Annotated in this window: 20 protein-coding genes; 14 read left to right on the top strand and 6 right to left on the bottom strand. The window is 69.0% G+C overall.

Going from position 1 to position 25,112, the window contains the following annotated elements:
* Both AC5Y3P_RS17520 and AC5Y3P_RS17515 read left to right on the top strand, forming a co-directional pair.
* Positions 1–750, top strand: a complete 750-nt coding sequence (locus AC5Y3P_RS17520; protein WP_500047191.1) for a succinate dehydrogenase/fumarate reductase iron-sulfur subunit — start codon at positions 1–3, stop codon at positions 748–750.
* Between the two features lie 71 nt (positions 751–821).
* Positions 822–983, top strand: a complete 162-nt coding sequence (locus AC5Y3P_RS17515; protein ID WP_500047190.1) for a hypothetical protein — start codon at positions 822–824, stop codon at positions 981–983.
* A gap of 22 nt (positions 984–1,005) precedes the next feature.
* Here the strand turns inward: AC5Y3P_RS17515 and AC5Y3P_RS17510 are convergent, their stop codons facing one another.
* Positions 1,006–1,494 (bottom strand): flavin reductase family protein, encoded by a 489-nt coding sequence (locus AC5Y3P_RS17510; protein WP_500047189.1) that lies wholly within the window; start codon positions 1,492–1,494, stop codon positions 1,006–1,008.
* A gap of 374 nt (positions 1,495–1,868) precedes the next feature.
* On the opposite strand from AC5Y3P_RS17510, the gene AC5Y3P_RS17505 reads away from it, so the two are divergent.
* A complete protein-coding gene (locus tag AC5Y3P_RS17505) occupies positions 1,869–3,704 on the top strand; it encodes an acyl-CoA dehydrogenase (RefSeq protein ID WP_500047188.1) in 1,836 nt (611 codons plus the stop codon).
* A 510-nt stretch (positions 3,705–4,214) separates the two neighbouring features.
* Here AC5Y3P_RS17505 and AC5Y3P_RS17500 read toward each other — a convergent pair.
* Positions 4,215–5,528: an acetyl-CoA C-acetyltransferase gene (locus AC5Y3P_RS17500; protein ID WP_500047237.1), complete on the bottom strand. Its 1,314-nt coding sequence runs from the start codon at positions 5,526–5,528 to the stop codon at positions 4,215–4,217.
* A gap of 108 nt (positions 5,529–5,636) precedes the next feature.
* Between AC5Y3P_RS17500 and AC5Y3P_RS17495 the strand changes: the two genes are divergently transcribed.
* Together AC5Y3P_RS17495 and AC5Y3P_RS17490 are read left to right on the top strand one after the other, a co-directional pair.
* Complete coding sequence (locus AC5Y3P_RS17495; protein ID WP_500047187.1) at positions 5,637–7,001, top strand: 3-oxoacyl-ACP reductase; 1,365 nt, start codon at positions 5,637–5,639, stop codon at positions 6,999–7,001.
* A gap of 22 nt (positions 7,002–7,023) precedes the next feature.
* Positions 7,024–7,839 (top strand): MaoC/PaaZ C-terminal domain-containing protein, encoded by an 816-nt coding sequence (locus AC5Y3P_RS17490; RefSeq protein WP_500047236.1) that lies wholly within the window; start codon positions 7,024–7,026, stop codon positions 7,837–7,839.
* On the opposite strand, the gene AC5Y3P_RS17485 is transcribed toward AC5Y3P_RS17490, so the two are convergent.
* On the bottom strand, positions 7,836–8,462 hold the full coding sequence (locus tag AC5Y3P_RS17485) for a TetR/AcrR family transcriptional regulator (RefSeq protein WP_500047186.1): 627 nt from the start codon (positions 8,460–8,462) through the stop codon (positions 7,836–7,838). The two genes, AC5Y3P_RS17490 and AC5Y3P_RS17485, sit on opposite strands and share 4 nt — an antisense overlap.
* 116 nt (positions 8,463–8,578) lie before the next feature.
* Positions 8,579–9,745, bottom strand: a complete 1,167-nt coding sequence (locus tag AC5Y3P_RS17480; RefSeq protein ID WP_500047185.1) for a glycoside hydrolase family 3 N-terminal domain-containing protein — start codon at positions 9,743–9,745, stop codon at positions 8,579–8,581.
* Positions 9,746–9,883: 138 nt separating this feature from the next.
* On the opposite strand from AC5Y3P_RS17480, the gene AC5Y3P_RS17475 reads away from it, so the two are divergent.
* The 4 genes from AC5Y3P_RS17475 (at position 9,884) to AC5Y3P_RS17460 (ending at position 15,864) form a co-directional block, all read left to right on the top strand.
* Complete coding sequence (locus tag AC5Y3P_RS17475) at positions 9,884–10,348, top strand: universal stress protein (RefSeq protein WP_500047184.1); 465 nt, start codon at positions 9,884–9,886, stop codon at positions 10,346–10,348.
* A 64-nt stretch (positions 10,349–10,412) separates the two neighbouring features.
* On the top strand, positions 10,413–10,586 hold the full coding sequence (locus AC5Y3P_RS17470) for a DUF2613 domain-containing protein (RefSeq protein ID WP_500047183.1): 174 nt from the start codon (positions 10,413–10,415) through the stop codon (positions 10,584–10,586).
* 64 nt (positions 10,587–10,650) lie between these two features.
* On the top strand, positions 10,651–14,877 hold the full coding sequence (locus AC5Y3P_RS17465; protein WP_500047235.1) for an alpha-(1->3)-arabinofuranosyltransferase domain-containing protein: 4,227 nt from the start codon (positions 10,651–10,653) through the stop codon (positions 14,875–14,877).
* A gap of 9 nt (positions 14,878–14,886) precedes the next feature.
* Positions 14,887–15,864, top strand: coding sequence for a phosphotriesterase family protein (locus AC5Y3P_RS17460; RefSeq protein ID WP_500047182.1), 978 nt, complete (start codon positions 14,887–14,889; stop codon positions 15,862–15,864).
* 4 nt (positions 15,865–15,868) lie between these two features.
* Here the strand turns inward: AC5Y3P_RS17460 and AC5Y3P_RS17455 are convergent, their stop codons facing one another.
* Complete coding sequence (locus AC5Y3P_RS17455) at positions 15,869–17,053, bottom strand: acyltransferase family protein (RefSeq protein ID WP_500047181.1); 1,185 nt, start codon at positions 17,051–17,053, stop codon at positions 15,869–15,871.
* Between the two features lie 137 nt (positions 17,054–17,190).
* Between AC5Y3P_RS17455 and pgfA the strand changes: the two genes are divergently transcribed.
* Both pgfA and AC5Y3P_RS17445 read left to right on the top strand, forming a co-directional pair.
* Positions 17,191–18,423, top strand: a complete 1,233-nt coding sequence (gene pgfA, locus AC5Y3P_RS17450) for a cell envelope lipid trafficking protein PgfA (RefSeq protein WP_500047180.1) — start codon at positions 17,191–17,193, stop codon at positions 18,421–18,423.
* A 9-nt stretch (positions 18,424–18,432) separates the two neighbouring features.
* Positions 18,433–20,139: an MmpA family trehalose lipid delivery protein gene (locus AC5Y3P_RS17445; RefSeq protein WP_500047179.1), complete on the top strand. Its 1,707-nt coding sequence runs from the start codon at positions 18,433–18,435 to the stop codon at positions 20,137–20,139.
* On the opposite strand, the gene AC5Y3P_RS17440 is transcribed toward AC5Y3P_RS17445, so the two are convergent.
* A complete protein-coding gene (locus tag AC5Y3P_RS17440) occupies positions 20,123–21,283 on the bottom strand; it encodes a glycosyltransferase family 4 protein (RefSeq protein ID WP_500047178.1) in 1,161 nt (386 codons plus the stop codon). The two genes, AC5Y3P_RS17445 and AC5Y3P_RS17440, sit on opposite strands and share 17 nt — an antisense overlap.
* 80 nt (positions 21,284–21,363) lie before the next feature.
* Between AC5Y3P_RS17440 and AC5Y3P_RS17435 the strand changes: the two genes are divergently transcribed.
* From AC5Y3P_RS17435 to AC5Y3P_RS17425, 3 genes are all read left to right on the top strand, one after another.
* Complete coding sequence (locus AC5Y3P_RS17435; protein WP_500047177.1) at positions 21,364–22,140, top strand: class I SAM-dependent methyltransferase; 777 nt, start codon at positions 21,364–21,366, stop codon at positions 22,138–22,140.
* A 45-nt stretch (positions 22,141–22,185) separates the two neighbouring features.
* Positions 22,186–23,664: an aldehyde dehydrogenase gene (locus AC5Y3P_RS17430; RefSeq protein WP_500047176.1), complete on the top strand. Its 1,479-nt coding sequence runs from the start codon at positions 22,186–22,188 to the stop codon at positions 23,662–23,664.
* A gap of 184 nt (positions 23,665–23,848) precedes the next feature.
* Positions 23,849–25,036, top strand: a complete 1,188-nt coding sequence (locus AC5Y3P_RS17425) for a thiolase family protein (protein ID WP_500047175.1) — start codon at positions 23,849–23,851, stop codon at positions 25,034–25,036.
* The last annotated feature ends 76 nt before the right edge of the window (positions 25,037–25,112 follow it).

Genomic DNA, 25,112 nt, shown 5'->3' with positions numbered 1-25,112 from the left:
ATGAGCACCTACGACGCCAAGTTGCGGGTTTGGCGGGGCGACCCGTCCGGCGGCGGGTTGCAGGACTACACCGTCGAGGTCAACGAGGGCGAGGTGGTGCTCGACATCATCCACCGGCTGCAGGCCACCCAAACGCCGGATCTGGCGGTGCGCTGGAACTGCAAGGCCGGCAAGTGCGGATCCTGTTCGGCCGAGATCAACGGCAAACCGAAGCTGCTGTGCATGACCCGGATGTCGACCTTCGAACCGGACGAGACCGTGACCATCACGCCGATGCGGACCTTCCCGGTGCTGCGCGATCTGGTCACCGACGTGTCGTTCAACTACGAAAAGGCCCGGCAGATCCCGTCGTTCACGCCGCCCCCGGGCCTGCAGCCCGGTGAGTACCGGATGCAACAGCAGGACGTCGAACGCAGCCAGGAGTTCCGCAAGTGCATCGAGTGCTTCCTGTGCCAGAACGTCTGCCACGTGGTACGTGACCACGAGGAGAACAAGAAGGCCTTCGCGGGTCCGCGTTTCCTGATGCGCATCGCCGAACTCGACATGCATCCGCTCGACGTGGCCGACCGCCAGGAGATGGCGCAGGACGAGTTCGGGCTGGGCTATTGCAACATCACCAAGTGCTGCACCGAGGTGTGTCCCGAGCACATCAAGATCACCGACAACGCGCTGATCCCGATGAAGGAACGCGTGGCCGACCGCAAGTACGACCCGATCGTCTGGCTCGGCAACAAGCTGTTCAGAAGGTGATCGACCGCTGGCCAATCCAGGATTCTTGCGTAGGCTCGGGGTACTGCCAATCAACGGTGAAAGGCAACCCAATGACCATGCGAGAAATCCTCAGCGTCAACGATATTCGCACCGCCATCCGTGAACTGTCGGTCCGTGCCGAACTTGCCCGTAAGGAAGGCCGGAACGACGATGCCGCAGAGATCGAAACGCGGGTGCAACGCTATCGCGAGGAGCTCAGCACCCGCCCCTGAGCCGCCACCGAATTCGTCGCGCTCAGGGATCTAGGCGCCGGAATGCACTCCGGTGGAAGACGATGGGTGCGACATCCGGATGTACGGCGATGTCGGTGACACGCAGCACGACGATAGTGTGGTCACCGGCCGGCACCAGCTGCTCGATCGCGCTCTCCAGCCAGACGCTGGTGCCGTGGATGAATACCGCACCACTTTCCCGCGACTCGGTCTGCAGCCCGGCGAAACGATCACCGGTCTTGGCGGCCAACGTGCGGGCGGCGTCGTTGTGCGCCTCGCCGAGCACGCTGATGCCCAACGAGGGCCGATCAGCCAGCTTGGGCCAGGTGCTCGAGGTGTTCTGCACGCAGAACGAGACCAGCGGCGGATCCAGCGACACCGGGACGAAGGTGCTGGCGGCCAGCCCGACCCGGGTGCCGTCGACTTCGGCGGCAATCGCGATCACACCGGTCGGGAAGTGCCCGAAGGCTTCGCGCAGTGCAGTCGGACTCAAGTCAGCTGTTGAACTCATCGTCTTAGCAAGATACGCGATGCTGTCCGACCGCTCAGCGTGACCGACCGGCAGCCGGGACACCGGGCGCGGCCGGAGGTCTTTGCTGCCCTCGCCGGGCCGCGTCCGAATCGTCGCTGGCCGCGTCCGTCCGCTGTTTCATCGAGCACTGCGAGTGCTCTGCTGTGATCGCCGCTACGTGGGCTGGCCTGCGAAAACCGCGCGGACCGCGGTCCAAACCGACCGGTGGGTTGATTCGTTGACCAAACTTGCTCAATCGACTTGATTTTGGGTTACCAGCGAGTATAGTTAGCGGTGTTACTGGTGGGTAACTTATCCCTGGTACCCAACCATGAATGCACCTATGAAGTGGCATTCTCATCGAGGAGGAGCACGTGAGCCACTACAAGTCCAACGTTCGCGACCAGGAATTCAACCTCTTTGAGGTATTCGGAGTCGACAAAGTGTTCGGCACCGGCGAATACAGCGAGCTCGACCAGGACTCCGCTCGCGAAATGCTCGCGGAGATCGCCCGACTGGCCGAAGGCCCCATCGCGGAGTCCTTCGCCGACGGCGACCGCAATCCCCCGGTCTTCGATCCGGAGACCCACACCGTCAAGATCCCCGAGGCGTTCAAGAAGTCGATGAGCGCGCTGCTCGAGGGCGGCTGGGACAAGGTCGGCCTGTCCGAGGAACTCGGCGGCATGCCGGTCCCGCGCGCGCTGCAGTGGGCCGTGATCGAGCACGTGCTGGGCGCCAACCCGGCGGCCTACATGTACGCGATGGGCGCGGGCATGTGCGAGATCTTCTACAACAACGGCACCGACGAGCAGAAGAAGTGGGCCGTGCTGGCCGCCGAGCGCGGCTGGGGCGCCACCATGGTGCTGACCGAGCCGGACGCGGGTTCTGACGTCGGCGCCGGGCGCACCAAGGCCATCCAGCAAGAGGACGGCAGCTGGCACATCGACGGCGTCAAGCGGTTCATCACGTCCGCGGACTCCGACGACATGTTCGAGAACATCATGCACCTGGTGCTGGCCCGCCCCGAGGGCGCCGGCCCCGGCACCAAGGGCTTGTCGCTGTTCTTCGTGCCGAAGTTCCACTTCGACTTCGAGACCGGCGAGCTGGGCGAGCGTAACGGCGCCTTCGTCACCAACGTCGAGCACAAGATGGGCCTGAAGGTCTCGACCACCTGTGAGCTGACCTTCGGCCAGCACGGTGTCCCGGCCAAGGGCTGGCTGGTCGGCGAGGTGCACAACGGCATTGCGCAGATGTTCGACGTGATCGAGCAGGCTCGAATGATGGTGGGCACCAAGGCCATCGCGACGCTGTCCACCGGCTACCTGAACGCGCTGGAATACGCCAAGACCCGCGTGCAGGGTGCCGACCTGACCCAGATGACGGACAAGACCGCGCCGCGGGTCACCATCACGCATCACCCGGATGTGCGCCGTAGCCTGATGACCCAGAAGTCCTACGCCGAGGGCATGCGCGCGCTGTACCTGTACGCCGCGACCTTCCAGGACACCTCGGTGGCCCAGGCCGTGCACGGTATCGAGCCGGAACTGGCGCACAAGGTCAACGACCTGCTGCTGCCCGTGGTCAAGGGTTACGGCTCCGAGCAGGCCTACGCCAAGCTCACCGAGAGTCTGCAGACCTTCGGCGGCTCGGGCTTCCTGCAGGACTACCCGATCGAGCAGTACATCCGCGACGCCAAGATCGACAGCCTCTACGAGGGCACCACTGCCATCCAGGCTCAGGACTTCTTCTTCCGCAAGATCGTCCGGGACCAGGGCAAGGCGCTGGCGTTCGTGGCCGGCGAGATCGAATCGTTCATCAAGAACGAGCAGGGCAACGGTCGACTCAAGGCCGAGCGCGCGCTGCTGGCCACCGCACTGACCGACGTGCAGGGCATGGCTGCCGCGCTGACCGGCTACCTGATGGCCGCGCAGGAGGACCAGGCCAGCATTTACAAGGTGGGCCTGGGTTCGGTGCGCTTCCTGATGTCCGTCGGTGACTTGCTGCTGGGCTGGCTGCTGGCCCGTCAGGCCGCCGTGGCGATCGAGAAGCTCGACGCCGGCGCCAGCGGCGCGGACAAGTCGTTCTACGAGGGCAAGGTTGCGGCCGCGTCGTTCTTCACCAAGAACTTCCTGCCGCTGCTGACCTCCACCCGCAGCATCGTGGAGAACCTCGACAACGACGTCATGGTCCTCGACGAAGCCGCGTTCTGACCGACGTTACGTCTCCATAGAGAAGACCCCCGCACGCCTGAGCGTGCGGGGGTCTTCTCATTGGCGATCCGGTGCTGGCTGGAAAAAAATAAGGGCGGGTTCGGGAGGACAATTGAGTGCGCTCTCATTAGTCTCGCGCGTCCGGCTTTCACCTCTTTGCCGGCACTTCGGATCTGTCTCTCCCGAACCCGTCGTGCAGACGATGCTACGCCGCAAAAAGCAGGTGCACCAGGGTCCAGGACGAGGTTTCTGGAAGCCTTTCGGGCAGCAAAAACAGTGGGACGCCGCTGGAACCCCTCGTCTCCAGCGGCGACCCGTCGAACCTTCGGCCACTGGAACCCAGGGGGTTCAGCGGCTGTCCTGCGCAACCGCTGAACCTGCGACTCGAGGACGTCCCGCGTTGCCGTCGGGTCGGGGGGTCAGACGGCAACGCGGGACTATCCGGTACATCGACTACCCGAAGCAGTGCGTTACAAACCTGCGGGCGGAGATTTCTTCGCGGCCCGCGGGTCAGGCCTCCAGGATCGCCGTCACGCCCTGCCCACCGGCAGCGCAGATCGAGATCAGGCCGCGCACCGGCTTGCCGGTTTCGGCCTTCTTCTCGTGCAGCTGCTTGGCCAGCTGCGCCAGGATCCGGCCGCCGGTGGCAGCGAACGGGTGTCCGGCGGCCAGCGACGAACCGTTCACGTTGAGCTTGGACCGGTCGATGCTGCCCAACGCGGCGTCCAGGCCCAGCCGCTGGGTGCAGTACTCCTCGGACTCCCAGGCGGCCAGCGTGGCCAGCACCACCGAGGCGAACGCCTCGTGGATCTCGTAGAAGTCGAAGTCCGCCAACGTAAGTCCGTTGCGGGCCAGTAGTCGCGGCACCGCGTAGGTGGGTGCCATCAACAGGCCGTCGGCGCCGCTGACGTAGTCGACAGCCGCGGTCTCGGAATCCACGAAGTAGGCCAGCACCGGTAGATCGTGCTCGGCGGCCCACTCCTCGCTGGCCAGCAGCGCCACCGAGGCGCCGTCGGTCAGCGGCGTGGAGTTGCCCGCGGTCATGGTGGCGTCGCCGTTCTTCACACCGAACACCGGTCGCAGCTTGGCCAGCTTTTCCACCGAGGAGTCGGCACGCAGGTTGTCGTCGCGGTAGAGACCGAGGAAGGGAGTGACCAGGTCGTCGAAGAAGCCGCGGTCGTAGGCCGCGGCCATGTTCTGGTGGCTGGCGGCGGCCAGCGCGTCCTGGTCGGTGCGCTTGATGCCCATCTGCTTGGTGGTGATGGCAGCGTGCTCACCCATCGACAACCCGGTGCGAGGTTCGCCGTTGGTCGGGATCTGCACACCGATCGAGGCCGGCAACTTGCCGACCAGTTTGAGCCGGTCCAGGTTGGACTTGGACCGCCGCAGGCTCAGCAGCACGCGGCGCAGGTCATCGCCGAAGGCGATCGGCGCGTCCGAGGTGGTGTCCACCCCGCCGGCCGCCGCGACCTGGTAGCGGCCGGCGGCGATGCCGTCGGCTGCAGCGATCGCGGACTGCAACCCGGTGCCGCAGGCCTGCTGCAGATCGAAGGCCGGCGTGTCCGGCGACAGTGCGCTGCCCAGCACGCATTCTCGCATCAGATTGAAGTCCCGGCTGTGCTTGAGCACCGCGCCGCCGATCACCATGTCGAGACGCCGGCCGGCCAAGCCGAACCGATCGGCCAGCCCGTCCAGGGCCGCGGTGAACATGTCCTGGTTGGACGCCTCGGCGTAGGCGCCGTCGGAGCGGGCGAACGGGATGCGGTTGCCGCCCAGCACCGCCACCGGGCGGCGCTGCTTCGGGTTGCTGGTAGGCACGGGAATCTCCGTATGGTTGGGGTTTGAGGTTGCTCGACTCTAGGGCCATAATACGCACTGTTCTTACTCCAGAGTAAGTTAGTCGAGACGCCCCCCGAGATGAGAGGTAGCACCGTGGCTCCCAAGCTCCCGTCCGATCTGTACTCGACGGTCCTCGGCTCGGCGCCGGGATCGTTTCTGGCCAAACAACTCGGCATCCCACAACCCGAGCCGCTGCGCCGCTACGCCGCGGGCGAACCCGCGCTGGCCGGCCCGCTGCTGATCGGCGGGGACGGGCGGGTTGCCGAACCCATGCGCACCGCGCTGGCCGAGGATTACGACCTGGTCGGGGACAACCTCGGCGGCCGCTGGGCCGACCGCTTCGGCGGACTGCTGTTCGACGCCACCGGCATCACCGAACCGGCAGGTCTGAAGACGCTGCACGACTTCTTCACCCCGCTGCTGCGCAATCTGGGTCCGTCCGGACGGATCGTGGTGGTCGGCACCACCCCGGACGCCACCGGTAACACCGACGAGCGGATCGCCCAGCGCGCCCTGGAGGGGTTCACCCGCTCGCTGGCCAAGGAGATGCAGCGCGGCGCCACGGTGTCACTGGTCTACCTGTCCCCCGACGCCAAGCCCGGCGCCACCGGCGTCGAATCCACCCTGCGCTTCCTGCTGTCGGGCAAGTCGGCCTACGTCGACGGCCAGGTGTTCTATGTCGGCGCCGAGGACTCCACCGCGCCGACCGACTGGGACAAGCCGCTGGACGGCAAGGTGGCGATCGTGACCGGCGCTGCGCGCGGGATCGGCGCCACCATCGCCGAGGTGTTCGCCCGCGACGGCGCCACCGTGGTGTGCGTGGATGTGCCGCAGGCCGCCGACGCGCTGGCCGAGACCGCCACCAAGGTGGGCGGCACCGCACTGCCGCTGGACGTCACCGCCGACGACGCCGTCGCGCAGATCACCGCGCACCTGACCGAGCACCATGCCGGCAGGGCCGACGTGCTGGTCAACAACGCCGGGATCACCCGCGACAAGCTGCTGGCCAACATGGACGATGCCCGCTGGAACGCGGTGATCGCGGTGAATCTGCTTGCCCCGCAACGCCTTGCCGAAGGCCTGGTGGCCAACGGCACGATCGGCGCGGGGGGCCGGATCATCGGGTTGTCATCGATGGCCGGGATTGCGGGCAACCGCGGGCAGACCAACTACGCCGCCACCAAGGCCGGCATGATCGGTTTGACCGACGCGCTGGCACCCGAACTGGCGACCAAGGACATCACCATCAACGCAGTCGCGCCGGGGTTCATCGAAACCAAGATGACCGAAGCCATTCCGTTCGCGACCCGCGAGGTGGGCCGCCGGCTCAACTCGCTGTTCCAGGGCGGCGAGCCGGTCGACGTGGCCGAGACCATCGCCTACTTCGCCAGCCCGGCGTCGAATGCGGTCACCGGCAACACCATCCGGGTGTGCGGTCAAGCCATGCTGGGAGCCTGACGTGGCGAATTCGGCACTGAACATGCTCAAGGCGGCCGTGGGTGCGCTGCCGGTGATCTCCCGCGGGGACCACCTGCCGGATCGCACACTGAGCGTCGACGAGCTGGCCATCGACCGGGCCAACGTCGCGGCCTACGCCGCGGTGACCGGGCTGCGCTTCGGCGACAAGGTCCCGCTCACCTACCCGTTCGCGTTGACCTTCCCGACCGTGATGGAGTTGATCACCGGGTTCGACTTCCCGTTCTCGGCGATCGGCGCGGTGCACGTGGAAAACCACATCACCCAGCACCGGCCGATCGCGGTGACCGACGTCGTCGGGATCAAGACCCGCGCACAGAACCTGCGCGAGCACCGCAAGGGCCTGCTGGTGGACGTGGTCACCGACCTGACGGTCGGCAACGATCAAGCCTGGCATCAGGTCACCACGTTCTTGCATCAGCAGCGCACCAGCCTGTCCGACGAGCCCAAACCGCCGCCGGTCAAGCAGCCCAAGCTGCCGCCGCCGAACACCATCCTGCGGATCACACCCGGCCAGATCCGCCGCTACGCCTCGGTCGGAGGCGACCACAACCCGATCCACACCAGCTCTCTGGGTGCCAAGCTGTTCGGATTCCCCACCGCGATCGCGCACGGAATGTTCAGCGCAGCAGCAGTATTGGCGAACATCGAAGGCCAGCTACCGGATCAGGTCGGCTACTCGGTGAAGTTCGGCAAGCCGGTTCTGCTGCCGGCCAGCGTCGGGTTGTACGTGGACCGGGTGGGCGACGGCTGGGATCTGTCGCTGCGGAATCTGAGCAAGGGCTATCCGCACCTGACCGCCGAAGTCCGCCCAGTCTAGTTCGACGCCGCGCCTGCAGTTTCTTCGCGGTCGCTGGGCTTGCCCTTCAGGCCGCGCCAGAACAGGTTGATCAACAACTCGGCGGCGTCGTCGACGTCGACGTCACCGGCGCTGACCCGGGTGGCGACCGCCTCGCCGGCACCGACCAGTGCGGTGGCCATCATCGGAAAGTCGCTGTCCGGGCCCGGGTTTCGGGTGCCTTCCCGCAGCAGTCGGGACACCAGGTCGATGATCCGCTCACGGCCGTCGCGCACGGTGTGGGCGAACGCCTGCGAACTGGTGGCCTGGGTGTACAGCACGATCCAGGACGCCCGATTGGTGTCGATGTAGTTCAGGAACGCAGTGATGGTGTTGCGCAACATCTCCCGCGGCGGCAGGTTGAAGTCGATGTCGGCGCGCACCGCTTCGATGAACCGGCCCAGTTCACGGTTCAGGCAGGCGCCGAACAACTCCTCCTTGGAGCCGTAGTACAGGTACAGCATCGGTTTGGAGATCTCGGCTTTGGCGGCGATCGCGTCCATCGAGGTCTCGTGATATCCGTTGACCGAGAACACCTCGACGGCCGCGTCGAGCATCTGTTGTTCGCGCACGGCACGCGGCAGCCGCTTGGTACCACCTGCCATGCGCTGCCCCTTCTACTCTGTGCCGTCGGCGAAGCTGACTCAAGAGTAGGCAATGGCGATCGGCCCGCGCGCAGGCATGGCGCGCGGAGCTGCACCCGCCGGCGGGCTCGACGCAGTCAGCAACCCTTGGCTGAGGCCACCCGCCGAACCGATTCGTCGACCCGGGCGATCGGCAACTCACCGGACTCCACGGCCTGCTCGAGCCGGTCCAGCACGGCCGGCACCTCGTCGGTGCTCACCCACAACGCCACGTCGGCCCCGGCCTGCAACGCCTTGAGCACCGCCTCGGCCACGCCGTAGCGCTGGCTGATCGCGCCCATCGAGGACAGGTCGTCGGTGTAGACCAGCCCACCGAACGGCGTGCCGCGCAGTTCGTTGTAGGCCGCCGGGCTCAGCGAGGCCGGATCACTTCCGGTCAGGTCCGGCACCTCCATGTGCCCGACCATGACGGCCACCGCACCCTGCGAAGTCAGCGGCCCGTAGGGCACCAGATCGGCGGCCTGCAACTCTGCCAGCGGCGGAGTGGTCACCGCACCGGTGTGCGAATCCCCCGAGGCGCGGCCGTGTCCGGGGTAGTGCTTGAGCACCGGCAGCAGCCCGGCGTCCCGCAGCCCGCGGGCGTAGGCGCCGGCGTACTCGATCACGGTCTGCGGATCGGAGCCGAACGAGCGGTCCCCGATCACACCATCCGCGTCGGCGTCGGTGAGGTCGACGACCGGGGCGAAGTCCACCGTGATGCCCAGCCCGCGCATGGCTTGACCGCGCTGCAACGCGATTTGGTAGACCTGCTCGGGTGTCTCGGTCTGGGCCAACTCGCGCGGTGACGGCTGGGGACCGATCCGCGAGGACAGCCGCTGCACCCGGCCGCCTTCTTCATCGACGGTGACCGCCAGCGGCAGCGGCCCGGCCGCCGCGGCGATTTCCTGCAGCGGCCCGTCCAGCATCGACAGGTCGGTCCAGCTGCCGATGAAGATGCCGCCGACCTGCGAGTTGTTCACCACCGAGCGGGCATCGGCGGCGTCGCGCACCCCGACGGTGAGCAACTGAGCCAGCTTCTGCCGGGTGGACAGCAGCGAAACATCGCAGCCGGCCGGCGCCGTGGGCGGCGGAACGACGGTGTTGGCCACCGGCGTGGAGGCCGGTGAGGCGACCGTCGGTGTGGCCGCCGGCTGGGTTTCGGGAGCGGCTTGAGGGGCTTCGGGGACCGGCGAACAGGCCAGCGCGAGCGCGGGCAGCACAGCGATCGACAGCAATTTTCGGGCCAGCACCGAGGAGGAAGGCATGCCTCATGCTGTCACGGCCATCCGCGGCTGTCACCGATCACCTACACCCGGTGCGTCGTCCTTGTCGAAAGGCAGCACGCCGCAACGATTTCCGGGAGGCGTGCAAATCCACGCCGAGAGGTAGGAGAAAATGGCCACATGCCGATCACGCTGATCGCCTACGACGGGTCCCCGCACGCACGGCGCGCGGTGAACTATGCCGGGCGCTTCCTGACCGCTGACCGCGCCCTGGTGGTCACCGTGTGGTCGCCGATCCGCCAAGGTCCCGACCCGGTCAGCGTCGACCTCGACGGGCCGCCTGACCCGCTGGATCCGGACATCCTCGAGAACGAGGACATCGCCTACGCCGACGCGCAACGCACCAACGCCGAGGGCATCCGGTTGGCGCGGGCTGCCGGACTCCCCGCCGAGCCGATGTGCATCGCGGTGCACGGCACGGTCTGGCGCACCATCATCGAAGCCGCCGACCGGGTCGGGGCGGACTTGATCGTCACCGGCACCCGCGGCACCACCGGGTTGCGCTCGCTGCTGCAGTCCAGCATCGCCGACCATGTGTTGCGGCACGGCCGGCGACCGGTGCTGATCGTGCCCCCGGGGGCCTGACGCCGATCGTGCTAGTTTGGCGGACGACCTCCAAGACGTCTGCACATCCACGAGGAGCCCCCACATGGACCGGTTCGCGGTAACCGCCGGCGCCAGCATCGTGATCGGCATGCTGCTGGGCGCAGCCGCGGTCTTCGGGGTGTCCGAGTACGTCAAGCAGGACACCAAGCCGCCGTTCACGGCCGGCGACCCGGGCTCCTCGGTGCTCAACCGGGTCGAGTACGGCACCCGTACCTGAGCTGAGCGCGTCAGGACTCGCGACCCGAGCGGTCGCGTCCACCGGCGAGGTAGCGGCGCCGGCGCTGTCGCGGCGCTGGCTTTGGCTGGTCGGCACGATTTCGCTGCTGCTGACCTTCGCGCAATCCCCCGGCCGGATCTCGCCGGACACCAAGCTGGACCTGACCGCCAACCCGCTGCACTTCCTGGCCCGCGCGGCCAACCTGTGGAACAGCGACATGCCGTTCGGGCAGACCCAGAACCAGGCCTACGGCTACCTGTTCCCGCACGGCGCGTTCTATCTGGTCGGTGACCTGCTCGGGGTGCCCGGCTGGGTGACCCAACGGCTGTGGTGGGCGTTGCTGTTGGCCGCCGGGTTCTGGGGGCTGCTGCGGGTGGCCGAGGCGCTGGGCATCGGCACCACCAGTTCCCGGGTGCTGGCCGGTGTCGCGTTCGCGCTGTCGCCGAGGGTGCTGACCACGCTGGGCTCGATCTCGTCGGAGACGCTGCCGATGATGCTGGCGCCGTGGGTGCTGCTGCCGGTGATCCGGGCGCTGCGCGGTCGGGGATCGGTGCGGGTGCTGGCGGCGCAGTCCGGGCTGGCGGTGGCGCTGATGGGCGCGGTGAACGCGGTCGCCACCTTGACCGGGTGCCTGCCGGCGCTGATCTGGTGGGCCTGTCACCGACCGAATCGGCGCTGGTGGCGCTTCACCGGCTGGTGGCTGCTGGCGGCGGCGCTGGCGGTGACCTGGTGGGTGATCCCGCTGTTCCTGCTCGGCCGGGTCAGCCCGCCATTCCTGGATTACATCGAATCCTCCGGGGTGACGACGCAGTGGACGTCGCTGATCGAGGTGCTGCGCGGCACCGACAGCTGGACCCCGTTCGTGGCACCGAACGCAACCGCGGGCGCCGCGCTGGTGGAAAGTCCGGTCGCGATCCTGGCCACCACGCTGGTGGCCGCCGCCGGGCTGGCCGGTTTGGCGTTGCGCACCATGCCGGCCCGGGGCCGGCTGGTGATCATCTTGCTGATCGGGCTGGTGCTGCTCGGCCTCGGCAACGCCGGCGGGCTCGGCTCACCGATCGCCGGCCAGGTGCAGCTGTTCCTCGACGCGGCCGGCGCACCGCTGCGCAACGTGCACAAGCTCGAGCCCCTGGTCCGGATCCCCATCGTGCTGGGCCTGGCGCATCTGCTGGGCCGCATCCCGTTGCCCGGCAGCGCACCGCGCGCCGTGCTGCGCCGCGCCTATGCGCACCCCGAAGACGACAAGCGCGTCGCCGTCGGGATCGTGGTGCTGGCCGCACTGGCGGTGGCCACCTCACTGGCCTGGACCGGCCGGCTCACCCCGCCGGGCGGCTTCACCGCCATCCCGGACCACTGGCAGCAGGCCGCGACCTGGCTGGCCACCAACAACGTCGGGCAACCCGCGCCGGGCCGGGTGCTGGTGGCGCCCGGCGCACCGTTCGCCAACCAAACCTGGGGTAACAGTCACGACGAACCGCTGCAGGTGCTCGAGGCCGGGCCGTGGGGCGTGCGCGACTCGATCCCGCTGAACCCGCCGCAGACCATCCGGGCGCTGGACTCGGTGCAGCGTCTGATGGCCGCCGGCCGACCGTCGGCCGGGTTGGCCGACACCCTGGCCCGGCAGGGCATCTCGCACGTGGTGTTGCGCAACGACCTGGACCCGGAAACCTCGCGTTCGGCCCGGCCGATCCTGGCGCACCGCACGCTCGACGGCTCACCGGGACTGACCAAGGTGGCCGAGTTCGGCGAGCCGATCGGGCCGGGCACCCTGGCGGGCTTCGTCGCCGACAGCGGCCTGCGCCCGCCCTATCCGGCGATCGAGATCTACCGGGTGCAACCCAGCCACACCGGTGTCGAGAACCCGGGGGCGCCCTATCTGGCCGACATCGCCGCGCTGCCCCGGATCGACGGCGGCCCCGAGGTGCTGTTGCGCCTCGATGAACGACGCCGGCTCAGCGACGCACCGCCGCTGGGCCCGGCGCTGCTGACCCAGGACGCGTCGGCGGCCGGTCTGTGGAGCCCGACCGTCACGGTCACCGACACCCCGGTGGCGCGCGAGACCGACTACGGCCGCGTCGACGACCACTCCTCGGCCGCACGCACCCCCGACGACGACCGCCGCACCTTCAACCGGGTCCCGGACTATCCGGCGCCCGGTGCCGACCTGGTCTACGGCGCCTGGACCGGCGGCCGGGTGTCGACGTCGAGTTCGGCCGCGGACTCCACCGCGCTGCCGCACGTCGCGCCGGCCACCGGCCCGACCGCGGTGATCGACGGCGACTCGGCCACCGGCTGGGTGTCCAATGCGCTGCAGGCCGCCGTCGGGCAGTGGCTGCGCATCGACTTCGACCATCCGGTGACCAACGCCCGGCTCACCGTCACGCCGGCCCGCTCGACGATCGGCGCGCAGGTCAACCGGATCGAGGTGGCCACCGAAACCGGCACCACCACGCTGCGGGTCGAGGAACCCGGCACACCGGTCACGGTGGCGCTGCCGCCGGGTGAGACGCCGTGGGTGAAGCTGACCGCGGCCGGCACCGCCGATGGTTCCGGCGGCGTGCAGTTCGGCATCACCGACCTGGCGATCTCGCAGTACGACGCATCGGGTTTCGCGCACCCGATCGACCTGCGCCACACCTTGGAAGTGCCCGGCCCGCCGGTCGGGTCGACGGTGTCGGGCTGGGATCTGGGCGCCGAACTGCTCGGCCGGGCCGGCTGTGTGGCCGGGCGCGACGCGGTGCACTGCGCGGCCCCGCTGTCGTTGGCACCCGAAGAACTGGTCAACCTGAGTCGGATGTTGACGGTGCCGGACCCGGTCACCGTGACCCCGCGGCTGTGGGTGCGGCCCCGGCAGGGCCCGGCGCTGACCGCTCTGATCCGCCAGCCGGACAGCACCCGCGCCGAGGGTGACTCGGATTCGTTCGACGTGCTGGGCACCGCGTATGCGGCCACCGACGGCGACCCCAGGACCTCGTGGACCGCGCCCCAGGGCGTGGTGCAGCACCGCAGCGCACCCTCGTTGACGCTGAAGCTGCCGCAGCCGACCGAGGTCGCCGCGCTGCAGATCACGCCCAGCCGCACCACGCTGCCCTCGCACCCCACCCTGATCGCCGTCGACCTGGGCCGCGGACCGCAGGTGCACGCGGTCGACACCGACAACCCGACCACCGTGCGGCTGCTGCCGACGCGCACCGACACCATCGAGGTCAGCGTGCTGCAGTGGCAGGACGTGATCGACCGCACCGCACTGGGCTTCGATCAGGTCAAGCCACCCGGCCTGGCCGAGCTGGTGGCGCTGCGCGCCGACGGCACCCCGATCGGTGCGGCCGACGCCGAACAGAATCGGCGCCGCACCGTCCGGGTCGGCTGTGAGGCCGGCCCGGTGATCGCGATCGCGGGTCGCTTTGTGCACACCGCGGTGCAGACCACGGTGGCCGAGCTGCTCGACGGGGACCCGATCGAAGTGCAGCCCTGCCAGAGCGAGCCGATCACGCTGCCGGCCGGCCAGCAGGAGCTGTTGGTCAGCCCGGGCGCGGCGTTCATCGTCGACGGCATCCAGTTGTCCACGTCCCCGGCGCCGCCGCCGGCGCCCCGCACGGTCGCGGCGACGTCGGCGTGGGGTGCCGACCACCGCGAGGTGCAGGTGCCGCGCGCCGACGTCGACCGGGTGCTGGTAGTGCCGGAAAGCATCAACCCGGGCTGGACCGCCAAGACCGACGCCGGGCTGCCGTTGACCCCGATCACCGTCAACGGTTGGCAGCAGGGCTGGGTGGTGCCGGCCGGCACCTCCGGACCGGTGACGCTGAGCTTTGCCGCCAATGCGCTCTACCGCGCCGGGCTGGCCGGCGGTCTGATGCTGCTCCCGGTACTGGTTCTACTGGTGCTGATCCGCCCGCGCCGCGACCCGGCAGACCCGGCCAGCCGGCCGTGGCAGCCGGGCCCGCTGCCGGCGATCGGGGCCGCGGTCGCGGCCGGCGGGTTGCTTGGCGGACTGGTCGGCGCCGCGGTGTTCGCGGCGGCCGTCGCGCTGCTGTGGCGGCTGGCCGACTCGCCGCGGGCCGGCAAGGCCGTCACGCTCGGTGGTGTCGCGGGCGGTTTGATCCTGGCCGGGGCCGCGCTGGCCCGGCACCCGTGGCGTTCGGTGGACGGCTATCACGGGCATTCCGGCTGGCTGCAGTTGGCCGCGCTGGTCAGCGTGGCGCTGCTGGTGGCCGCGGTCTGTCCGCTGCCGAAGCGCGGCGACGCGGAACCAGACGCCGAAACCGACACCGGGGAGCCCAGCCCGACCTAACATCCGGGCATGGCTCAGGTGAACACTGTCCGCGGCCCGATCGACACCGCCGACCTCGGCGTGACGTTGATGCACGAGCACGTATTCGTGTTGTCCCCGGAGATGCTGGACAACGACCCGCACGTATGGGGCGATGAAGCCAAACGGCAGGCCGACGCCATCATCCGACTCAACGAGCTGAAATCCCGCGGGGTCGGCACCATCGTCGACCTCACCGTGCTGGGCCTGGGTCGCTACATTCCGCGGATCGCGCGGATCGCCGCGGCCACCGACCTCAACATCGTGGTGGCCACCGGGCTCTACACCTACAACGACGTCCCGATGTACTACCACTTCCAGGGGCCGGGCACGGTGCTGTCCGGACCCGAACCGATGCTCGAGTTGTTCGTCCGCGACCTCACCGAAGGCATCGCCGACACCGGGATCAAGGCCGCGATCCTCAAGTGCGCGACTGACGAGCCCGGCCTCACCCCGGGCGTCGAGCGGGTGCTGCGCGCCGTCGCCCAAGCGCACCGCGAAACCGGGGCGCCGATCTCCACGCACACCCACGCCGCCACCCGGCGCGGTCTGGACCAGCAGCGGATCTTCAACGAGGAAGGTGTGGACCTGTCCCGGGTGGTGATCGGGCACTGCGGTGACAGCACCGATCTGGACTATCTCGAGGAGTTGATCGGCAACGGCTCCTACCTCGGGATGGACCGGTTCGGCGCCGATGTGTTCCTGGGCACCCCGGAGCGGGTCGACACCGTGGCCCGGTTGTGCGAACGCGGGCACGCCGACAAGTTGGTGCTCTCGCACGACGCGTCCTGCTTCATCGACTGGCTGCCGGAAAAGGACGTGCCGGTGGTGATGCCGAACTGGCACTACCTGCACATCCACAACGACGTGCTGCCCGCGCTGCGGCAGCGCGGCGTCACCGACGAGCAGATCCACACCATGCTGGTGGACAACCCGGCCAAGATCTTCGGCGTGCAGGGCGGCTACTGACCGCTCAGCGCGCCACCGACGGCTCCGGGGTGTCGGTCACCGAACTGTCCAGCGGCGGAACGGGTTTGGCAGCGCGATACTCCCAGCGCCGAAGCGCCTGCCGGCACGGGTTCTCGATCAGGCCGTAGCTGACCGCGGCCATCGCGAACCCGAACACCAGGGTCAACACCAAGATCACCGGCATGGCGCCGTCGAACACGAACCGGCCCACCACCGGGAACGCCATGGCCAGCGCCGCCAGATGCCAGATGAACAGTCCGTAGGACCAGCGGCCCAACGTCACCATCACCGGGCTGCCCAGGATCTTGTGTTCGGTGTCGGGGTGGTCCAGCACCAGCGGCGCCAGCAGCGCGCCGGCCACGATCGCGCCCATCGCGGTGCGGACCACGAACTGGCTCAGCGTCGCCGGCGTCAATCCTTCCGGCCCGGCCAGCGGTGAAGCCGAGATCGCGAACGCGATCAACCCGATCACCGCCACCAGAACCCGGCGGCGGGCCAACCGGTGCACCCAGCCGACCGGGCTGACGGTCCACTCGGCCAGCAGCATGCCGGCCGCGAACCAGGACGCGTACGCCGGCGGCCAGTTCATGAAGTTCACGCCCTCGGCGGTCTGGATCGGCAGCAGACCCCAAGCCAGGCTGCCCGCCGCCACCGCCACGATCACCGGCACCCGGGCCCGCACCGGCAACCAGTAGGCGCTGAGCGCCAGCAGCGGCAACACCAGATAGAACGTCATCTCCACCGACAGGCTCCACATCTGGGTGAGCCCGGCGGTCAACGTCAGCGGCACATAGATCTGGGTCAACGTCAGATTGGCCCACCACACCGTCGCACTGGCCCCGGCCGCGTCGGGCAGCAACAGCAAGATCACCACGACCGCAACCAGATATCCCGGCATGATCCGCACAATCCGGGAGCGCAGGTAGTGGCCGGTGGACGGCTTCTGCCGCAGACCCCGCGCCGCCGCGGCGTGACCGCGCCACAGCAGGAACCCGGACAGCGCGAAGAACACCGCAACGGCCAGGTCGAACCGCGCCCAGACCCGCCCGGTCAGGCCGCTGCCCTGCCCGGTCTGGAACGCCACGTGGGTCACCACGACGCCCATCGCAGCGCACGCCCGCAGTCCCTCGACGGCCGGCAGGAAGCCGCGGGTGCCGCCGACCTTCGCCGGGATCTGCTCGTCGCTCATCGGATCCAGTGTGCCTGCAGTTCGCGGCGCAAAATCGGGTACCCGGTGCAACGGCCACCAGAGCAGAGGTCTGCTTAAGTTCTGCTGTTAGGGTCAGACGGGTTTCCTGCCCGGACCGGAAGGAAGGTACACACGCCTTGAACCGAGCAGTCATGTTGCGTATTGCTGCGTGTGGCCTGCTGGGGCTGGGCGCCGGCCTGCTGATCGCTGCGCTGTTGCTGTCCACCTACACCTCCAGCCGGATCCAGAAGATCCCGCTGGACCTGGACACCACGTTGATCAGCAGCGGCACCGGTACCGCCTTGGATCCGGATTCGCTGACCGCCGCGCCGGAACCCGGGGAAGGGCCGCGGCCGATCGTCATCGACGAGGACGTCCCGCTGGTCTCGCAACGCCAGATCACCGCCGAAGCGCCGGCCAACGCCCGCGTGGTGACGCTGCAGAGCGGTATGTCGGTGCGCCGCGGCGACAAGCAGGGCGACGCCGGTCTGCTGCTGGCCGGGGTCAGCCGCGTCACGATCGACCGCAACACCGCAGAGGCCGTCACCGACGGCGCCGCCGGCGCACTGCAGAGCCCGGTGTCCGGCGAGTTCAAGAGCCTGGAACCGACCGGCCTGACCTACCGCTTCCCGTTCGGCACCGAGAAGAAGACCTATCAGGTGTTCGACTCAGTGGCGCAGAAGGCGTTCGACGCGAACTACGAGGGCGAAGACGACGTCAACGGCCTGACCACCTACAAGTTCAGCCAGAACGTCGGCTACGACGCCGACGGCAAGCTGGTCGAGCCGATCCAGTACGTCTCGCTCTATGACGACGACGTCGACGCCAAGGTCACCGCCCCGGCGTCGGTGTGGGGTCTGCCCGGCGAACCCGACGAGCCGATCACGATGGACCGGTTCTACGCCGCGCAGCGCACCTTCTGGGTGGATCCGGTGACCGGCACCATCGTCAAGTCCGAGGAGCACGCCAACCACTTCTACGTCCGTGAGGGTGGCGACCCGCTGGTGCCTGATCGCGCATTGGCCGACTATCAGGTGTCCTCGACGCAGGAGTCCATCGAGGATCAGGTGGCCGCCGCGCGCGACGAGCGGGACCGGGTCGCGCTGTGGTCACGGATCCTGCCCATCACGTTCACCGCGGCCGGTCTGGTCAGCTTGATCGCCGGCGCGCTGCTGGGCTCGTTCTCGTTGCGCGCCGAGGCCGCATTGATCGATCCGGGTCTGGATTCCGGGGGCGGGTTCCTGAGCAGCTTCAGCGCCCGCAAGGAGACCGACACCGGCCCGATGCCGGCCGCCGAAGCCGAGACCGAGAAACTGCCCGCGCAGCGTCCCGATCTGCACCCGGACGCCGATCCGCCGGACCGGAAGTAGCCCTCGTCGATGTCCCGGCTGCCCGCCTGGGCGGTACCGGGCTATGCACTGGCGCTGACCGTCGCCATCCTCGCGCCGCTGTGGCAGCCCGGGTATCTGCTGTTGCGTGATGCGGTGTCCACACCGCGCTCCTATCTGAGCGACGCGGCCCTGGGGCTGGGCGAAAGTGCGCCGCGGGCGCTGCCGCAGGATTTCTTCATCGCGCTGGGTTCACCTCTGCTGGACGGCGGCGTGCTGGTCAAGGTCCTGCTGACCGCGGGGCTGTGGGCCGCCGGCTGGGGTGCAGCACGGCTGGCCGCGCAGGTGCTGCCGGATGCCGGCGTTGCCGGGCAGTTCGTCGCGGCCACGGTTGCGATCTGGAATCCGTATGTCGCCGAGCGGTTGCTGCAGGGCCATTGGAGTCTGCTGGTCGGCTACGGCGCGCTGGGTTGGGTGGCGCTGGCCGTGCTGCGGTTGCGCACCGAGCCGAGCCGGCTGGACTGGTTCGCCTTGGCGTTCTGGCTGGCGCTGGCCGGCCTGACCCCGACCGGTCTGGTGTTGGCCGCGATCGTGGCGCTGGTCGCGGCGGCCGCCCCGGGCGCGGGCCGTCCCCGGTGGTGGTGTGTTGCCGCGACGACGGCATTGGCGGTGCTGGCCGCGCTGCCCTGGTTGATCGCGGCGATGCTGACCGACGCGCTGTCGGCCTATCGGGCAGCGGGTGTGGGTGTCGAGGAGTTCGCGGCCCGCGCCGAACCCGGTTTGGGCACCCTGGGCAGTTTGGCCGGGCTCGGCGGGATCTGGAACGCCGATGCGGTACCCGCTTCGCGGGCCACGCTCTTCGCGGTGCTGGCGACGGCGGTGCTGGTGGGTGTCGTGGTGATCGGTGCGGTGGCCGCGGTGCGCCAGGTTTCGGCCCGCCCGCTGCTGGTGTTGGCGGTGCTGACCGTGCTGACGACCGCGGCGCTGGCCACCGGCCCCGGTCTGGCGTTGGTGCGCACGCTGGCCGAGGCCGCACCCGGTCTGGGCATCCTGCGCGACGGGCAGAAGTGGGTGGCGCTGGCGATGCCCGGTTACGTGGTCGCGGCAGCAGCTGCGCCCGCGGTGTTGGCGCGCCGCGGACTGTCGGTCGGCGCGGCGGGCGCGGCGTGCTGCCTGGCGCTCCTGGTGGTACTGCCGGATCTGGCTTGGGGCGCCTGGGGGCAGGTCCGGTCGGTGACCTATCCGGCGAGTTGGACGGCGGTGGCGAACCGGATCAACGCCGACCCGGCTCCGGTGGCGGTGCTGCCCGCCGACGCCATGCGCAGGTTCGCCTGGGCCGGACCGGCGCCGGTGCTCGACCCGCTGCCCCGCTGGGTGCGCGCCGACGTGCTGGCCACCGGTGACCTGAACATCTCCGGGCACACCGTGACCGGGGAAGGTCGGCACGCCCGCGCCGTGCAGCAGTTGCTACTTGACGGTGCCGACCCCGCGCGGCTGGCCGACGCCGGCGTCGGCTGGGTCGTGGTGCAACATGCGTCGGCGGGTGAGACCGGTTCGGCGGCAAGGACTTTGGAGTCGTTACCGATCGAGTTTTCGGATTCCGAGATGACGTTGTACCGGGTTGCGGACCCGGCGCCGAGCACGCGCAGCGCCCGAACCGCGGCCCTGCTCGGGCACGCGGCGTGGTTGGCGGTGTTGACGGTCGGGGCCGCCGGATTGGTGAGCGGGCAGATCGCCCGGTTCAGACGACGCCGCTGACCCGGTGCCCGGCCTGCACCGCGGCCAACACGGTGCCCATCGCCGCGGCGCTCTGCGCCCAGGAGAACTCCGCGCTGCGGGTCTGGGCCTTCTGCCCGAGCTCTTCGCGCAGCACGGTGTCGACCAACAGTTGCTCCAGACACGCGGTCAGTTGCTGCGGATCGTCGGCCAGGATCCCGGTGACACCGTCGACCACCGAGTCGGTCAATCCGCCCGAGGACCGGTAGCCCACGGTGGGCACCGCGTGCTGCGCGGCCTCCAGCACGGCCAGGCCCCAGCCCTCCTTGCGCGACGGCAGCAAGTGCACCCAGCAGCGCTGGATCACCTGATGTTTGGTGATGTCGTCGACGTGGCCGTGGAAGGTGACCGCGTCGGAGATGCCGAGCGCTTCGGCATGCGCCACCAACCGGTCGTGCCACCAGCCGCCGCCGACCACGTCCAGATGCAGACCCGGGATCCGTGGCCGCAGCACCGCGATGGCGTCCAGCGCGTCTTCGATCTGCTTGTGCGGCACCAGCCGCGACAGCACCGCCACCCGCGGCACCGCCGAGCGGGCACCGGCCAGGGTGGATTGCGGGGCGTCGTCCAAACCGTTGCGCACCACCGCAATTCGCTGCTGTTGCACACCCAGTTCGGCGAGGTCGCGTAATGAAGGCAGCGACACCGTGACGTACTGGTTGCGTTTGTGCAGCCACGGCGAGAGCTTGGACTCAACGAACCACCCGAACCGGCCGGTCCAACGGCCCGCCACCGGCCACTGTTCCCGGTGACAGTGGTGCACCAACACCACCGCGCGCCGGCCGTACGCCAACCGGGCCAGGAACGGCACCCCGTTCTGGGTGTCGATCACCACGTCCGGCCGCACTCCACGCAGCGGGCCGAGCCCGAACCGAGCCAGCACCATCGCCAGCCCGGCCCAGACGTAGACCGAGTAGCTGCCGCCGGCGCGGCTGATCCGGACGCCGTCGACCACACCGCGGCGCGGCGCACCCGGGTAACGCGCGGTGCGCAACGTCACCGAGACTCCGGCCGCGGCCAGCTGGGCGCCGATCCGCTGCAGGTAGGTTTCGCTGCCGCCGCCCTGCGGGTGACCGGTATCGCGCCAGCACAGCATCAGTACCGAGCGAACCGGGGAACCAGACATAACCGGACCAGCCTAACGGCCTCGGCAAATCCGCTGCCGGTCCGCTCACCGCCGCCCAGCGGCGCCGTAGGGTGGCTGCGGTGAGCGCCACCGATGTCTTCGCCCGCCGGGCCGGCCTGGCCCGGTCGGTGCGGTTGCTCTCCGAATTCCGCTTCGAACAGACCGACCCGGCCCGGTTCTACGGCGGACTGGCCGAGGACACCGCAGCCCTGGTGGCCGATCTGTGGGCCGCCGAACGCGACGCCCCGCTGGCCGGCACCACCCTGCTCGACGTCGGCGGCGGACCGGGCTACTTCGCCCGGGCGTTCGCGGCGCACGGCATCGGATACGTCGGTGTTGAACCGGACCCGGCCGAGATGCACGCCGCACCCACCCTGGACCGCAGCGCCGGCAGCTATGTCCGCGGCTCCGGGATGGCCCTGCCGTTCGCCGACGCCAGCGTCGACATCTGCCTGTCCTCCAACGTCGCCGAACATGTGCGCGACCCGTGGCGGCTGGGCAACGAGATGCTGCGGGTGACCCGGCCCGGCGGTCTGGTGATCCTGTCCTACACCGTGTGGCTGGGGCCGTTCGGTGGGCACGAGATGGGTTTGTCGCACTATCTGGGCGGTGCCAGGGCCGCTGATCGGTACGCCCGCAAACACGGCCGTAGACCCAAGAATGACTACGGCTCGTCACTTTTTCCGGTGTCGGCGGCAGCCGGGCTTCAGTGGGCCCGCGCCACCGGGGCATTGCGCGCTGCTTTCCCGCGCTACCACCCGCGATGGGCGTGGTGGCTGACCGCGGTGCCGGTGCTGCGGGAGTTTCTGGTGAGCAACTTGGTGCTCGTGCTCAGCCCGGCGGCAAGCCCGGATTGAAACAGGTTCTCGTGTGGACCGGAGCTACTCGGTAGGGTGTGCCGCATGACACAAACTGCGCCTGTCACCAAGACTGAGTACGACACCCTGTTCATCGGCGGACAGTGGGTCGCGCCGTCCACTTCCGAAGTCATCGAGGTGTTCTCGCCGGCAACCGGCGAGAAGGTGGGGCAGGTCCCGCTGGCCGCCAAGGCCGACGTCGACGCGGCCTGCGCAGCCGCCCGCCAGGCCTTCGACGAGGGTCCGTGGCCGCGGATGACGCCCAAGGAGCGGGAGGCCGTGCTGGCCAGAGCGACCGCCCTGATCGAGGAGCGCGCAGACGAGTTCAAGCAGCTGCTGGCGCTGGAGACCGGGCAGCCGCAGTCGATCATCGACATGATGCAGTACGGCGCGGCGATGTCGACGCTGAACTTCTACGCCTCGGCGGCCGACAAGTTCACCTGGAAGGACATCCGCGACGGCGCCTATGGGCAGACGCTGGTGCTCAAGGAGCCGGTCGGTGTGGTCGGGGCCGTGGTGGCCTGGAACGTGCCGTTCTTCCTGGCCGCCAACAAGCTGGGCCCGGCGCTGCTGGCCGGCTGCACCATCGTGCTCAAGCCGGCCGCCGAGACTCCGCTGACCACCAACCTGATGGCCGAGATGTTCGCCCAGGCCGGGCTGCCCGAGGGGGTGCTGTCCGTGGTGCCGGGTGGACCGGAGACCGGCCGCGCCCTGACCGACAACCCCGAACTGGACAAGTTCACCTTCACCGGGTCCTCGGCGGTCGGCAAGGAGATCGGCAAGATCGCGGCCGAGAAGCTCAAGCCGTGCACCCTCGAACTCGGCGGCAAGTCCGCGGCCATCATCCTGGAGGACGCCGACCTGGATGCCACGCTGCCCATGCTGGTGTTCTCCGGTCTGATGAACAGCGGGCAGGCCTGCGTCGGGCAGACCCGCATCCTGGCGCCGCGCTCCCGCTACGACGAGGTGGTGGAGAAGGTCGGTGCCGCCGTCGCCGCGATGACCCCGGGCCTGCCTACCGATCCGGCGGCCATGGTCGGCCCGCTGATCTCGGAGAAGCAGCGCGAGCGGGTCGAGGGTTACATCCGCAAGGGCATCGAGGAGGGCGCGCGGCTGGTCACCGGCGGCGGCCGGCCGGAGGGACTGGACGGCGGCTGGTTCGTGCAGCCGACGGTGTTCGCCGACGTCGACAACTCGATGACCATCGCCCAGGAGGAGATCTTCGGACCGGTGCTGGTGGTGATCCCGTTCGAGGACGAGGCCGACGCCGTGCGGATCGCCAACGACTCGGTGTACGGGCTGGCCGGTTCGGTGTACACCACCGACTTCCCCAAGGCCCTCGAGATCGCCGCGCAGATCCGCACCGGCACCTACGGCGTGAACATGTACGCCTTCGACCCGGGCGCACCGTTCGGCGGGTACAAGAACTCCGGAATCGGCCGCGAATGCGGGCCCGAGGGCATCGCAGGCTACTGCGAGTCCAAGAGCGTGTTGCTGCCGTTCGGGTACACCCCGGAGCTCTGAGGTCCGGCTCGTCGTGAACCATGAATTGTGAACGCATTTCCCGAGTGGAGCGGTCAACAATTCATGGTTCACGACGGTCCCTGACTGGGTGGGCTACAGCTCACATTCCGGTACCCGAGGGCGTTACGGTAACATCGTTCTCTGTAAATCAGAGGCGCCTTCTCTACCCGAACTCGGAGACTTCATGACCACCAAGAGCAAAGCCGCCATCATCGCGGCGGCCCGCAGCGCCATCGGCACCGCGCGCAAGGGCACGCTGGCCAACACCCAGCCGATCGAAATCGCCAAGCCGATCGTGGCCGCCGCCGTCGAGCGGTCCGGGCTGGACGCCGCCAACTTCGATGACCTGATTCTGGCCGAGAGCCTGCAGGGTGGTGGCGACTCGGCTCGCTACATCGCCGTCGACCTGGGCTTCGACTCCGTCCCGGGCGCCGCGGTGAACCGGCAGTGCGCCTCCAGCCTGGCCGCCATCGCGTTCGGCGCGGGCCAGATCGCTGCCGGCATGAGCCAGCACATTCTGGCCGGTGGCATGGAATCGCTGTCGAACATGCCGCAGTTCCTCAAGCGCAAGGCGTTCACCACCGGCAAGGAAGCCGGCGACTTCGAACGCTGGGCACCGATGGCCAACCCGGTCACCATTGCCGACGCGCCGCCCTACGACATGTCGATCACCGTCGCGCACAACTGCGCGGTCGAGTACGGATTGACCCGCGAGGACCAGGACGCCTGGGCGCTGCGCAGCCATCAGCGCGCCGTCAAGGCCATCGACGCCGGCTCGTTCGTCGACGAGATCGTGCCGATCGAGGTCACCCAGCAGGATGGCTCGACCATCGCCTTCGCCGTCGACGAGCATCCGCGGCGGGATTCGTCGCTGGAATCGCTGGCCGGTCTCAAGGTGCTGCATCCGGAGATCGAGGGCTTCTCGGTGACCGCGGGTAACTCCTCGGGCACCAACGACGCCGCGGCCGTCGTCGCGCTGGCCGCACCGGACACCCAGCAGAACATCCTGGCCCACATCCTGTCCTGGTCGCAGGTCGGGTTGCCGCCCAAGCGCACCGGCAGCGGTCCGATCTACGCCATCCCGAAGGCGCTGGACCTGGCCGGCCTGAAGATCTCCGACGTCGCACTGTTCGAGATCAACGAGGCGTTCGCGGCCCAGGCGGTGGCCTGCACCCGCCAGCTCGGCCTGGACGAGGACAAGGTGAACGTGTACGGCTCCGGGATCAGCCTGGGCCACCCGATCGCCGCGACCGGCGCCCGAATGGTCACCTCGGCGATCTACGAGCTGCGTCGCCGCGGCGGCGGTATCGGCGTGCTGTCGATGTGCGCCGGTGGCGGCATGGGTGCCGCGATGGTGATCGAGGTCGCCTAACTCTCTTCACGACACCCCTGACTATGTCCGCAGGCATAGTCAGGGGTGTTTTCATTCGCACTGAGCCGGATGTCCC

The sequence above is a fragment of the Mycobacterium sp. NGS45 genome (genome assembly GCF_059812645.1).
This window is presented reverse-complemented; position numbering and strand designations above follow the sequence as displayed.